This is a genomic window from Streptomyces sp. ISL-100 (assembly GCF_018614615.1).
Lineage (GTDB): Bacteria > Actinomycetota > Actinomycetes > Streptomycetales > Streptomycetaceae > Streptomyces.
In genome coordinates this window covers 40,754-53,728 of sequence record NZ_JAGGOK010000043.1, presented here as the reverse complement: position 1 = coordinate 53,728, position 12,975 = coordinate 40,754, and the positions used below count along the sequence as shown (strand labels likewise).

The following is a 12,975-nucleotide window of genomic DNA, read 5'->3' as shown; positions in this document are numbered from 1 at the left end:
GAAGGACGGACGAGATGGCCGTAATCACCAGAAGTGTGTGGGCTTGGCCGAGTCGCGGGAGCATCGCCCTGCTCGCCTGTGGAGCGCTGGCAGGCGGAGGACTCGCAGCCGCCGGCGTGAGCGTGCTGGAGCCGCGGACGGCGGCCGCCTCCAGCCACCGGGAGGCGCCGCTGATCTCGGGGCAGCCGCAGTTCGACAACACGGACGTGTACGCGTTCGTCAGCCCCGACCACCCCGACACGACGACTCTGGTGGCGAACTGGCTGCCGTTCCAGGAGCCGGCGGGCGGCCCGAACTTCTACACCTTCGCCAACGACGCCCGCTACGACATCCACGTCGACAGCGACGGTGACGCCCAGGACGACCTGCTGTACCGGTTCACGTTCAAGGACCACCGAAAGAACGAGAACACCTTCCTCTATAACACCGGTGCGGTGGAGAGCCTGGACGACCCGGACCTCAACTTCACCCAGACCTACGACATCGAGCTGCTGCGGCTGGAGCACGGCAAGACCGTCTCGCGGCACAAGCTCGCGAAGAGCCTTCCGGTCGCCCCGTCGAACGTCGGCAAGGCGTCGATGCCCGACTACCAGAAGCTGCGCGACCAGGCGGTGCAGAAGGTCCCCGGTGGGCTCAAGGCCTTCGCCGGTCAGGCCGACGACCCCTTCTTCCTCGATCTGCGCGTCTTCGACCTGCTGTACGGCGGTGATCTGTCGGAGGTCGGGAACGACACCCTCAAGGGCTACAACGTGAACACCATCGCCCTACAGGTGCCGAACTCGTACATCCGCGAGTCCGAGAAACAGCCGGTCGTCGGCATCTACTCGACGACGGAGCGCAAGAGCGCCTCCGGCCACTGGACACGCGTGTCCCGGCTCGGCATGCCACTGGTCAACGAGGTCGTCAACCCGGTGAAGGACAAGGACAAGTTCAACGCGTCCTCCCCCGAGAACGACGGCGACTTCCTCAAGAACGTCACCGAACCGGAGCTGCCGAAGCTCATCGAGGGCATCTACAAGATCAAGGCTCCGGCGGAGCCGCGCAACGACCTCGTCTCGGTGTTCCTGACCGGGGTCAAGGACGTCAACCAGCCGCCGGACGTCACACCGTCGGAGATGCTCCGCCTGAACACCTCCATCAAGCCGGTCGCGGAGCCCAAGCGGCTCGGCGTACTGGACGGCGACAACGCGGGCTTCCCCAACGGACGACGGCTGACCGACGACGTGCTGGACATCGCGCTTCAGGCCGTCGAGGGCGAGCTCGTCGGTTCGAAGAACGATCTGGGTGACGCGGTCGACGCCAACGACAAGAAGTTCGGCACCAGCTTCCCGTACGTCGCCCTGCCCACCTCCGGCTCCGACGGCAAGAAGGCGGCGGAGGCAGACACCAAGGCAGCCGCCACGGGCCTGACGGGCGGGATGTCCTCGATCACCGCGTCGTGGGACGACAACACGGTGATGCTCGTCTCGGCCGCCTCAGGGGCCGTGGGTGTACTGCTCGTCGGCCTCGGCACGGCCTACGTGCGCTCGCGTCGTCAGCCCGTACGCCGGTCCTGGCTCGGCTGACCTCCGGCCGCAGAGCGCGCATTGGCGTAGTCCGTCAGCCCGGTCAGCCCCGCAGCGCGGCCGGGCCACCCCACAGAGAAGACCCGAAAGAAAACCGAGGAAGGCGAGAGGCAATGCTCGTACGGAAGCCGCAGCCGCAGTCCGTGTGGTCGCGTGAGCGATGGCATGCGCGATGGCATGGGCCGCGGCGGTGGCGGATCGCGGTGGTCGTGGCGGTGGCAGCGGGGCTCACCGCCACCTCGGTGGCGATGGGGGCCGACGGCGACCCGGACCGGACCGGGCGGGACACACCCGCTCCGGCGGCGGACGTGTCCGTCGAGCGGCTGACGGCCGGGGACCTCGCGCAGGGCATCGACGCCCTGCACAAGCACCTCCAGCGGCAGCCCAAGGACGCCACGGGCTGGGCGACGCTCGGTACGGCGTACGTCGAGCAGGCGCGGACCAGCGGTGATCCGACACGGTATCCGCAGGCGGAGAAGGCATTCGAGCGGTCGTTGAAGCTGCGCCCGCCCGGCGAGAACGATGCGGCACTCGCCGGGCGGGCGGCGCTCGCCGCTGCCCGGCACGACTTCGGGGCGGCGCTGGGTCAGGCGGACCGGGCGCTGCGCGTGAACCCGTACAGCGAGCGGGCGCTGTCCAGCCGGGTCGACGCCCTGGTGGAACTCGGGCGTTACGACGAGGCGTTGCGAGCGGCTGAGCTCGCCGACCGGCGCCGGCCCGGCATTCCGGTCTTCACCCGGTACGCGTACGTGCTGGAGCTGCACGGTGACGCGAAGAGGGCGCGCCAGGTGTTGCTGCGTGCGCTGGAATCCGCGTTCACCCCCGCCGATGTGGCGTACGTCGCCACGTCACTCGGCCAACTGGCGTGGTCTCAGGGCCAGTACGGGCGAGCACAGGGCCATTTCACGACTGCGGTGCGCGCCGATCCCAAGTACGTGCCGGCGTTGGAGGGTCGCGGCCGTACGTATGCCGCGCAGGGGCAGACGAAGCGAGCCCTGAGAGATCTCGAAGAGGTCGTACGGCGCTACCCGCTGCCGGGTCAGCTCGCCGCACTCGGCGAACTGCAGGAAGCGGCCGGGCAACCCGAGCGGGCCGAGGAACAGCACGCACTCATCGGTACGTGGACCCGGCTGGCTCGCGCCAACGGAGTCGCCACCGATCTCGAATCCGCTCTCATCGAGGCAGATCACGGCGACGCCGAGGAGGCATTGAAGTCGGCGCGCGCCGAATGGTCGCGCCGCAAGAGTGTCCACACGGCGGACGCGCTCGCTTGGGCGCTCCACGCGAACGGCAAGGATCAGGAGGCGCTGACGTACGCGAAGAAGGCGACGGCCGAAAGACCCGGCTACCGGAACGCTTCGTTCCTCTTCCACCGGGGCATGATCGAGCACGCCCTCGGCGACGACAAGGCCGCGCGGCGCTCTCTGCGTGCCGCGCTGGATCTGAACCGGGGCTTCTCACTCACGGGGGCGCGCGAAGCGAAGTCCGTGCTCTCCGGGAAGTCCGCACTCTCCGGGCCTCGGGGGGAGTCGTGAATCGCCGTACCGCTGCTTCGGCTCTCGCCACGCTGGTGGCCGGAGCGGCCTTGGCCCTGCTCCCCGCCCAGGCGGCGCAGGCTCACCCCCTCGGCAACTTCACCGTCAATCAGTACGACGGACTTGTCGTCACTCCGGGCGAGCTGGAAGTGGACCACGTCGAGGATCTGGCAGAGATTCCGGCCGCTCAGGAACGGACCCGTATCGACGCCGACGGAGACGATCGGCTCGCTTCGGCCGAACTGTCGGCATGGGCCCGGTCGCGGTGTGACGCGGCGGCACGGGACGCTCGGGTCGAGCTCGCGGGCGGGGCATCACGGGGTGGGAACGTCGCCTCCGTCTCGGCGGGAAGCGCGAAGGCTCACGTACGTCCAGGGCAGGCGGGGTTGCAGACCTTGCGCGTAACGTGCGAGCTGACGGCGCCGCTGCCGCGTGACGAGCGAATGCGCCTGGCGTACCACCCTGCGACTGTCACAACCGGAGCAGGGTGGCGGGAGATCACGGCGCGAGGCGACCGGATGACGTTGTCGGGGTCGGACGTGCCGAGGGACTCCGTCTCGCGGCGGCTGACCGCGTACCCCGACGATCAGCTCTTCACGCCGCCTGAAATCCGGTCCGCCGCCTTCACGGTACGTACCGGCGGGCCGGCACTCGCCGGAAGTCAGGACGAGAGGAGCGGTTCCCCGGCAGCGGGCGTGCTGCCGCGCGGGGCGGACCGTTGGGCGGAGTCGCTGACCGGGCTGGTGGCCCGGCACGAACTGACCGCAGGTTTCGCCGCACTCGCGCTCGGCGCATCCCTGCTGCTGGGCGCCATGCACGCACTGGCACCGGGGCACGGCAAGACGATGATGGCGGCCGCCGCCACGGTGGGCGGCCGAAGTTCTCTGCGCGACGCGCTGGCCCTCGGGTTTTCGGTGACCATGACCCACACCCTGGGCGTCTTCGCGCTGGGCGCACTGATCACCGCGGGCTCGGCGGCAGCGCCTACCGTTGTTTCCTGGCTGGGCATCGCGAGCGGCATGTTGGTCGCGGGGGCGGGCGCGCTGCTGCTGCGCAGGGCGTGGCGACAGCGCCGTCGTCCCCATGGGCACAGTCACAGCCACAGCCATGCGCACGGCCCGGTGAGCACTCACGCCCACGGTGACGACCACGACCACGACCACAGCCACGGCCACGGCCACGGCCACTCCCACGCTCCTCCCGCCCCCGGCCTGCGCGGGATCATCCTCCTCGGCTTCGCCGGCGGGCTGGTCCCGAGTCCGTCCGCCGTAGTTGTCCTGGTGGGAGCGGCTGCACTCGGCCAAGCCTGGTTCGGGTTCCTGCTGGTCCTGGCGTACGGAGCCGGGCTGGCGCTCACGCTCGCGGCGGCCGGGTTCGCGGCAGTGCGGTTGAGGGAGACCGTGACGCGCAGGCTGACCCGGCGATTGCGAGGCCGGGCGGCTCTCTCCCGTGCTCAGCGCGCGGCCCCGCTCGGCACGGCCGCCGTCGTCTTCATGCTGGGGTGTGGATTGTTGCTCAGAGGGGCTGCGACAGCGCTCAGTTAAGACACCCAGCACAAGGATCCAGGGCGCGCCACGGGCGCGGCGACCGGACGAGACGAGACCTGAAGGTCCGTCCGGCCGCCGCGCCCCCGATCAGCCCCAGACCTGGGAGTAGTGCCTCCGATAGCTTCTGCGGTCATGAGCCGACCGGATCCAGCGGGTGGCCACCAGGCCCAGAAGACTCACAGCGACGACCACCAGTCCCGGTACCAGGGTCCGCAGGGAGACGCTTCCGGCCGGTAGCGTCGCACCTTCTGCCACTCCCGGAACAGACGTGCCGGCGACAGCCGGTGGCAAGGCCGCGCCGCTACCGTCCTCGGCCGTTGTGGCGGCGCCGGCCACGCTCACTCCGAGGGCTGCCATCGCCGTGGTCACCGGTTGGAAGTAGGTGAGACCACCGGTGGTGCAGTCGCCGTTGCCGCCCGAGGTCAGCCCGAGCGCCAGCCCCTGTGCGAACAGCGGGCCACCACTGTCGCCCGGTTCGGCGCAGACCGTCGTTTCGATCAGTCCCGTCACTGTGCCCTCGGGAAAGTTCACCGTCGCGTTCAACGCGGTCACCCGGCCTGAACGCACGCCCGTAGTGCTGCCACTGCGGAAGACCTGCTGGCCGACGAAGGGATCGGCGGCCGCGGTGATCCGTACTTCCCGGCCACCGCCGATGCCCACTACGCCCCTGCCACTGGAGGCGTCACCGTTCTCGTACTCGACGAGCGAGAAGTCGTTGCCGGGGAAGCTGCTGGCCGTCGTGGTGCCGATCCGTTCGGCGCCCTGCGCGTCCTGGAACCAGGTGGTGCCGACGGAACCGCAATGACCCGCCGTCAGTATGAAGTCGTTCTGGCCGTTGGTGACGTTGAATCCTGCGGAGCAGCGCCCACCGCCGGTGAAGACCGCATCGCCACCACTGGCCCTGGTGGTGAAGGACCCTGCGGTCCGCTGCATGTGTACGAAGCCGCCGATCTGGTCGGCAAGGCCGGACAGGCGTGACCAGTCTCCGGCTGAGACTGTGCTGTCGGCATGCACCACGACCTCGTTGGACGCGTAGTCCACCACCCATGCGGTGCCCGGCACTCGGGGCGCAGCGCGCAGCGCATCGGTGGCCGAGCGGAGTTGTCGCATGCTGTGGCGGACAACCTTGGCACGTGCTCCCGCCCGACCGACCTCGACCGCCGCGTCCGCATCGGTCACTGCGACGACCGGTTGCCCGTCGGAGCCGATCCAGCTGCCTGCGGTACGCGATGTGCCGAGCCGCGAGACAAGACTCGCGCCCAACTCGGCGGGCTGAACGGTGCCGCCCTCGTCTCCGTCCCGAGTGGCCGGTTCGCTCGCCATCGCGGTCGTCATCATCAGACCGCCGCTGAGCAGTCCACCGACGGCTGCCAGCCGCGCGAGCCTTTGCAGTCTGCGTCGTGCATGTCTCATCCGACACCCTCAAAGCCGTTCCGACACGACGTCACCAACGCCGGGAGCCGCTGGAAGCGGTCCCTGCTACATACGGGTCGTCATACGACGCTGTTCACTCAGCACTGGCCGGTCGCGCGAGGCCACCACTTCCTCACCCACCTCATGGGTTGAACGCCGTCCCACCACCGTCCGTATACAGGGGCGGGTCCCTTCGCACAGGTACGGGCCTACGCACGCAGGGGAGGCAGTTCATGGCCGGCACCAATGTCACCGCGCTCTTTCGCGCGTCCACCGCGCACAGTCCCTCGTACTTCACCCTGAACCGGGCAGGGGCCGGCGCGGCCGGCGAGATCACCGACTTCTGCATTCCCTGCAACCCGTACTTCCCCACTCCCGAGATGTTCGACGAACTCGGAAGCCGGCTCCGCGAGATCCTGACGTACTACCCGAGCAGTGCGGACACCATCACCGCCGAGTTGTGCCAGGTGCTCGGACTCAACCCGCAGACCGTCGCCATGGGGAACGGCTCCACGGAACTCATCACGTGGATCGACCACTTGCTCGTTCACGAGTCGCTGGCCGTGCCCGTCCCCACCTTCGGCCGGTGGACCGACCAGCCGATGGAAACCGGCAAGCGCGTCGACATGCTCCTGCTGCCGGAAGCACATGGCTTCGGCCTGGATCCGGAATCATTCGTACGGTTCATCCGGACGCGTGGCTCCCGCGCGGCAGTCATCTGCAACCCCAACAACCCCGACGGTGGCTACCTGCCCAAGCATCAGGTCCTCGCGATCCTCGACGCACTCCAGGACCTGGATCTGGTGGTTGTCGATGAGTCCTTCCTGGAGTTCGCCGACGCCGAACCGGAACCGAGCGTCGCCGCGGAGGCGGTGCTGCGGACGAATGTGATCGTGCTGCGCAGTCTGGGCAAGAACTTCGGGCTGCACGGTGTGCGCTTCGGTTACCTGGTGTCGAATCCCGGGCTCGCGGGGAAGGTGCGCGCCGCTCTGCCGAAGTGGAATCTCAACTCCTTCGCAGAGACAGTGGTGTTCATGCTGAAGGGACACCGCCAGGAGTATGCGGACAGCATTCAGCGCTCGCGCCGCGACCGCGAGGAGATGACCTGGTGCCTCTCCCAGCTCCCGGGCCTGACCGTCTATCCCTCACAGGGCAACTTCGTCTACGTACGGCTGCCGGAAGGCGCGGACGGGACGGTTCTGCGCGACCGGTTGCTCTCCGAGCACGGAGTGCTGGTGCGTGACTGCGCCAACAAAGTCGGCAGTTCCAGCCGCTTCCTACGGCTCGTGGTACGCCCTCAGCAGGATGTGGCTCGGCTGATATCGGCGCTCGAGCAGGTGTTGTACGGGCAGCTTCCGCAGACACCCGGGCCGGCGCTGATGCTCGCTAGGGACTGTCAGCAGACGGCTTCCGCCCATGACCTCGGTCCGGCGCAGGTGCAGAGCCGGCCCCCCAATGCCGTGCTGCCCGGGGCGATGGCCCGAGGCTATACGTCGGGAACCGCAGCGGTGGACCGCCTCGTCAGCCCGGCCTGATGCGGGCCCAGTGCATCTTTCGATGTAGCGCGGGTTCGTCCTTGCTCACGACGAGGGCCGGGCGAGAGGCCCCGACCATGGGGACATGACCGAAACCCTGCCCTCAACTGTCTCGACGTCCGGCGCCGGTGGCAGCCGCCTCGCCCTGCTCGACGTACTGCGCGGGGTGGCGATCCTGGGCACGCTGATGACCAACGTGTGGATCTTCACCGCTCCCGGTGCCGAGTGGGGGATCTTGCAGAGCGGGACCGGCGGGAGCGGCCAGGGAACCGTACCGGCAGTCGCCGAGTTACTGTTCCGAGTGGCGGCGGACGGGAAGTTCCTGTCGATGCTGACGATCCTGTTCGGAGTGGGTCTGGCGATCCAGTACGACTCCGCGGCACGGCACGGCCGGCCCTGGCCGGGCCGCTACCGCCGGCGGGCGCTGTTCCTGTTCGCCGAGGGGACCCTGCACTTCGTTCTCGTCTTCGCGTGGGACGTACTCATGGGGTACGCGGTCACCGCGCTGCTCGTGGCATGGCTGCTGACCCGGTCGGACCGGGCGCGGCGGCGGGTCATGTGGTGGGCGGCCGGGCTGCACCTGGCCGTCATGGGCCTGCTCACGGCGGTGCTCGTGCAGGCCGGCGCCGGCCAGGAGAGCGGGGGCGGTGTCTCGCGCGAGGTCGTGGACCTGTACGCGCACGGCAGTTACCCGGACCAAGTGTCCTTCCGGCTGGAGAACGCGCTCGCCCTGCGGCTGGAGCCAGTCCTTTCCTTCGGGCTGCTGGTCTTTCTCTTCCTGCTCGGGGTGCGGCTGTTCCGGGCAGGTGCATTCGGCGCGGACGAAACAGGGCGACGACTCCGCGCCCGGATGCTCCGCTGGGGGCTGGGGCTGGGAATCCCTCTCACCGCGGCCGTCGCGATGGCGGGCCAGGACTGGTTCCTGCTGGGCCGCTACTGCGCCGCGCCGCTGGTCGCCGTCGGCTACATCGGCCTGATCGGTGCAGTGGTGGACCAGGTGCGGCGACCCGGCCCGTTGACCACCGGCCTCACCTCGGTCGGCCGGATGGCCCTGTCCGGCTATGTGCTGCAGAACGTGCTGTGTGTGGTGGTCTCGTACGGCTTCGGACTGGGCCTCGCGACCCGGTTCACCGGGTCGGCCCACACGTGGTGGGTGATGGGACTGTGGGCCGCGGTGTGCGTGGTGCTGATGGTGGGGGCAACGCTGTGGCTACGGCGCTTCCGGTACGGCCCACTGGAGTCGGCACAGCGGTGGGTCCTGCGACGCTGAACGCGATCCGCCGGCACGGACGCTGAACGGCAAGGGGCCGGGAGAGCGATTCGCTCTCCCGGCCCCTTCCCCACATGCCCTGGCCGCCTGTGTGGCGGTAAATCAAGCGCGGTCGGCCCAGACCGTGTTGAGCTTGCTCTGGTAGTAGAGCGGGGTCAGGCCGAGGACGAAGGCGAGCAGCAGGCCGACGACGCCGGAGCAGTCGGCGGTCACGCCGGCGGCGCGCTGTGCCTGGGCAATGCGGGAACCGGTCTTCACGATGGAGACGAACGGCGGGACGATCAGCAACGAGCCGAGGGTGACGGCCACGACCGCCATGCCGGGCTTGACCTCAATGGTCGGGTCGATCGCCTTCACCTGCTTGTTGACCTTGTAGTACCAGACCAGCCAGTAGATACCGAGGGTCACCAGGGTGAGCAGCCAGGTGACGACCGGGCTGGAAGGAGCGCCGGCGGGCGCGGACGTGCGGACGTCGGTGGACATCAATTTCCCTACTTGCTTGCTGTGCTTCCTGCCGCCCGTTCTGGCTTGAGCCAGCCCCCGGGAACAGGGAAGTGATGAGTGTGTTGCCTCGCGTTGGAGCTGTTGCGGCGAGGGCTTACGAAGCGTATGGGTGCTGAGCATGCCAAAGACGGGCGGGGGCATTACGAGTTCATTACAACGCACATACCGCCCGCGCAGTGAGCCATGCGCGGGCCGGAGTTGGGGCAGCTAGCGGGGAAGTTCGCCTGCCGTCTTCTCCAGGCGCAGTAGATCGTGGGGGGTGAGGCCACAGGCGCCACAGACGGCATCGACCGGCGCGCCCTTGCGCACTGCGCCGACCGCCTCCATCTCCACATCTGCGCGGGCAGCGTCTACTGCGGCTTCGGCGTCACGCAGACGGTTGACGGCCAGCTCAAGAGGGGCGAGATCCATTGCCGGATGGTCCCACAAAACCGCGCTTCGAAGGAACGGGAGACGGAGCGATCACTCCCTCGCGGAGGCAGTGCGACGACGAAAGACCTTCAGCGTCCCCGGGCGATAAAAGCTGTACCAGTCCTGCCGTTCGGCGGCCGGTGCGCCGATGGTGGTGCGGCGGCCCGGGGATCAGCCACGCCACGTCGCCGTCCGGGGGTCCTCCTCTCCCCCGGTCGGCCCCCCCTCGGCACGTTGTGGAGGGGCTTGGGGATTGCGCAGCAGATCTCTTCGTCGGAGAACTCCTCGTAGGCCACGGCGCCCGCGCCGCTCACGCCGGCACTGCGGCTCCGCCTGCGAGACCCCACAGGACCTTCACCTTCGTCTTGCGCTGCTCGGCCACCACACCTCACTTCGGGTGATGGACGCCGGTGGCGTCAGGGAATCGCTCGTCGGACGCCTTGGTGGCCAGTCGCTCACGCCACCAGTTCACCGTCGCCTTGACCTGCTCGTCGACGGGGGTGGCTCGTACCGCGAATTCGGCTTCGTAAGCGCTCGTATCAACTACAAATGGACGGTCGAACTGATAGCGAATTTCCTTGAGTTCGCGGATCAGCGGGGAGAATACCGACGCGACACCCAGCACGGCCGGCGGCAGCCTGCGGACCGCGACCGGCCCCGTTTCCGACTGAGCGGCAAGGCGGTCGACCATCTCCCGGGTGGACAGGGCGGGCCCCGTCGGAACGTGCCAGGCCCGACCCCAGGCGCGTTCCTCGTCGGCGACCTCGGCCAGGGCCCTGGCCACATCGAGGAGGTAGCTCCAGCTGTGCGGGGCGTCCGGGTCCCCGAGCGTGGAGACCGGCTTGCCGCGCAGCAGTCGCGGCATGACCCACGCGGCCAGGTGCCCGCCGTCGGTGACGCCGGGCCCGAAGAAGTCCGAGGCCCGTACCTCGACCGCCTTGATACGGCCCTGCTCGTGGAGTTCCCGCGCCTGCTCCCAAACGGCCGCGCGCACCCGGCCCTTGGGGCCGACCGCCGCGAGCGGCAGTTCCTCGGTCATGGGGCCATCAACCGGACCGTAGCCGTCGAGGTTGCCCAGCATGACCAGGACGGCCCCGGTCGCCTCGGCCGCCGAACAGACCGACGTTGCCAGCGGCGGCCATTCACTCGCCCAGCGATGGTAGAGCGGTGCGGCACAGCCGTAGATCGCGGCCGCGCCCTGCGCGACGTCGATCAGTCGCTTGCTGTCCGTCGCGTCCAGCGCCACGTGCTCGATGCCGGGCTCCGGGCTCCGGCCCGACTGGGTGACGACGCGTACTGAATGGCCCTTTTCTGCCAGCAGCCGAGCAGTGGCCGCCCCGGCGGGCCCGAAACCTATGACGACATGAAGACTCACGCTCGCACACTAGCGCGAGCGCGGCGGGCTAGGTGAGGCTCGACGGGACGATCCCGTAACGGCGCATCTTGCGGTACATGGTGGCGCGGGAGATGCCGAGATCCTGCGCGGTGCGCTGGACGTTGGAGTTGCGGTCCATCAGCCCACGCAGAATGGCATCCCGTTCCAGCGCTTCGATGGTGGTCAGGACCTTGTGGGACGACACCCGGCATTCCGGCGGGAGATCCTCCACTTGGATGATCCCGCCGCAAGGGCGCCGTGCGAGGCCACGGATCACCGACTCGAGCTGGCGGACGTTCTCCGGCCAGGGGCAGCGCCGTAGCATCGCCAGCGCATCCGGGGAGCAGCCGCTCTCCGCGCTCGGGCGGTATTTGAGCAGGAAGAACCGGGCCAGCTGCTCGATGTCTCCATAGCGATGGCGCAGCGGCGGCAGCTCCACGGAGGCGCCGCACAGACGGTCGAGCTCCTCGTTGGCCGTGACCATGGACGGTTGGCTGGTCATGACCAGTTGCCCGCCGGCGGCGTTGTCGGGGTGCGCCAGAAGGCTTGTGAGCTGTCGGCGCAGGTGATCGCCGAACAGGTGCACATCGCGCAGGACGAGCACCGTCGACGGTTGAGCGCGCAGCTCGCGGACCTCGCGCAGCCAGTGCTCGGTGGCATGCGGTGATTCCGACGGCGGCGCTTCCACCGTCTCGAGCCGGCGACCGTCGCCGTGGGCTCGGTGGATGGCATGGAGCAGCGTCCGCTTTCCGGCACCGGCTTCTCCCACGAGATGAAGCCAGGATCCGGCGAGAAGCGCCGCTTCGGTTTCGGCGACCGCGCGCAGCCATTGCGGGGAGGAACCCACCAGTCCCAGGCCTGATCGCGCGGGACCAGCGCCGTTGGAAACGGCCGGTCCGGGCTGGGGGCGTCCGATGACCCGGACTCGGAAGACGGCGCCCGCGTCGCTGTTCTCGCGCCGGCTACGGCTGACCCGGAGTTCGGCGACCCGTCCGGAGGGCAGGGCGATGCTCCGTGTCCCTTCGAACCGGGGATCGTCGGCGATCTCGCGGGCGTGGTCGAGGAGCGCGTAATGATCCGGCCCTGTCACTGCTGACCTGAACTGCTCGTTCATCATGACGCCCTCACGATTGAGGGCCAGGACGGGTCCCGGGCGCACCGAGGAGCAGGCGTCCAGGTAGTCCTGGAAGAGGGCCCGCTCGCGCCGCGAGCTGATCGCGGCGATCTCACTTTCGATCTGGCCCCCGACGGAGCGGGCCAGGGCCATGAGCATGCAGGCGGACCCCTGACGGACCGTGGTCAGATTGAAGGCTCCCAGCAGTGTGCGCCGAACGGGGTGGAGGATCGGCACGGCCGCGCAGTGGAAGTCCCGCAGCTCCTCGACGTAGTGCTGGCTTCCGGCAATCATGACTGGTCGGCCGCTGGCCAGCGCGGTGCCGATGCCGTTGGTGCCCACATAGCGCTCGGCGAACACGTGGCCCGGGGCCAGTTGCACTCGGTTGAGCCGCGTCGTAAGACCCTCGTGGGAGAGCTTGCGGGACAGCACCACGCCGTTCCGGTCGGTGATCATCGTGGACACCGGGTCGTCGGCGAGCTGCTCGTGCAGCCTGTCCAGGATCGGTAGCGCCGCCCTGGCGAGCGGGCTGTCCAGATTGGGGTTCTCCAGGTACGGAGCGTCGATGCGGCCCGACTTCACCTCGTACTCGATCGAGCGCTGCCACGAGGCGACCACGAGCGGGCGGGCGTTCGGATCCTTGGTGACTTCCAGGTACAGCTCTCTGGCTGCTGTCAGCGAGCTGTCAGGTTGACGTCGAGGCATT

9 protein-coding genes and 1 pseudogene are annotated in these 12,975 nt (G+C 68.9%); 5 read left to right on the top strand and 5 right to left on the bottom strand.

Annotated elements, in window-relative coordinates; genetic code table 11:
- Positions 1-14 precede the first annotated feature (14 nt).
- From J7E89_RS20120 to J7E89_RS20110, 3 genes are all read left to right on the top strand, one after another.
- Positions 15-1,565, top strand: coding sequence for a DUF4331 domain-containing protein (locus J7E89_RS20120; protein WP_214975462.1), 1,551 nt, complete (start codon positions 15-17; stop codon positions 1,563-1,565).
- A gap of 113 nt (positions 1,566-1,678) precedes the next feature.
- Positions 1,679-3,100 (top strand): lipopolysaccharide assembly protein LapB, encoded by a 1,422-nt coding sequence (locus J7E89_RS20115; RefSeq protein WP_214975460.1) that lies wholly within the window; start codon positions 1,679-1,681, stop codon positions 3,098-3,100.
- Positions 3,097-4,644 carry a nickel transporter gene (locus J7E89_RS20110; RefSeq protein ID WP_214975458.1) on the top strand — a complete coding sequence of 516 codons (1,548 nt, stop codon included), beginning with the start codon at positions 3,097-3,099 and terminating at the stop codon, positions 4,642-4,644. The genes J7E89_RS20115 and J7E89_RS20110 overlap by 4 nt, the downstream gene beginning before the upstream one ends.
- A 90-nt stretch (positions 4,645-4,734) precedes the next feature.
- Here the strand turns inward: J7E89_RS20110 and J7E89_RS20105 are convergent, their stop codons facing one another.
- Positions 4,735-6,060, bottom strand: a complete 1,326-nt coding sequence (locus J7E89_RS20105) for a S1 family peptidase (protein WP_214975456.1) — start codon at positions 6,058-6,060, stop codon at positions 4,735-4,737.
- 233 nt (positions 6,061-6,293) lie between these two features.
- Between J7E89_RS20105 and J7E89_RS20100 the strand changes: the two are divergent.
- Both J7E89_RS20100 and J7E89_RS20095 read left to right on the top strand, forming a co-directional pair.
- Positions 6,294-7,409, top strand: a pseudogene (locus J7E89_RS20100) (histidinol-phosphate transaminase); the annotation flags it as partial.
- Between the two features lie 271 nt (positions 7,410-7,680).
- On the top strand, positions 7,681-8,865 hold the full coding sequence (locus tag J7E89_RS20095) for a DUF418 domain-containing protein (RefSeq protein ID WP_214975454.1): 1,185 nt from the start codon (positions 7,681-7,683) through the stop codon (positions 8,863-8,865).
- A gap of 102 nt (positions 8,866-8,967) precedes the next feature.
- Here J7E89_RS20095 and J7E89_RS20090 read toward each other — a convergent pair whose 3' ends face one another.
- The 4 genes from J7E89_RS20090 to J7E89_RS20075 all read right to left on the bottom strand — a co-directional run bounded on the left by J7E89_RS20090 (position 8,968) and on the right by J7E89_RS20075 (position 12,974).
- Entirely contained in the window at positions 8,968-9,348 is a 381-nt protein-coding gene (locus J7E89_RS20090) for a DUF4234 domain-containing protein (RefSeq protein WP_214975452.1), read from the bottom strand.
- Between the two features lie 228 nt (positions 9,349-9,576).
- Positions 9,577-9,780 carry a hypothetical protein gene (locus J7E89_RS20085; protein ID WP_214975450.1) on the bottom strand — a complete coding sequence of 68 codons (204 nt, stop codon included), beginning with the start codon at positions 9,778-9,780 and terminating at the stop codon, positions 9,577-9,579.
- A 388-nt stretch (positions 9,781-10,168) separates the two neighbouring features.
- Positions 10,169-11,155 (bottom strand): NAD-dependent epimerase/dehydratase family protein, encoded by a 987-nt coding sequence (locus J7E89_RS20080; protein ID WP_214975447.1) that lies wholly within the window; start codon positions 11,153-11,155, stop codon positions 10,169-10,171.
- A 28-nt stretch (positions 11,156-11,183) separates the two neighbouring features.
- Entirely contained in the window at positions 11,184-12,974 is a 1,791-nt protein-coding gene (locus J7E89_RS20075; RefSeq protein ID WP_214975445.1) for a sigma-54-dependent Fis family transcriptional regulator, read from the bottom strand.
- Between the last annotated feature and the right edge of the window lies 1 nt (position 12,975).

Excerpts from the sequence above, each read along its gene's own strand:
- J7E89_RS20115 (WP_214975460.1), top strand. The coding sequence starts at position 1,679 with ATGCTCGTACGGAAGCCGCAGCCGCAGTCCGTGTGGTCGCGTGAGCGA.
- J7E89_RS20075 (WP_214975445.1), bottom strand. The coding sequence starts at position 12,974 with ATGCCTCGACGTCAACCTGACAGCTCGCTGACAGCAGCCAGAGAGCTG.
- J7E89_RS20085 (WP_214975450.1), bottom strand. The coding sequence starts at position 9,780 with ATGGATCTCGCCCCTCTTGAGCTGGCCGTCAACCGTCTGCGTGACGCC.
- J7E89_RS20105 (WP_214975456.1), bottom strand. The coding sequence starts at position 6,060 with ATGAGACATGCACGACGCAGACTGCAAAGGCTCGCGCGGCTGGCAGCC.
- J7E89_RS20120 (WP_214975462.1), top strand. The coding sequence starts at position 15 with ATGGCCGTAATCACCAGAAGTGTGTGGGCTTGGCCGAGTCGCGGGAGC.
- J7E89_RS20095 (WP_214975454.1), top strand. The coding sequence starts at position 7,681 with ATGACCGAAACCCTGCCCTCAACTGTCTCGACGTCCGGCGCCGGTGGC.
- J7E89_RS20090 (WP_214975452.1), bottom strand. The coding sequence starts at position 9,348 with ATGTCCACCGACGTCCGCACGTCCGCGCCCGCCGGCGCTCCTTCCAGC.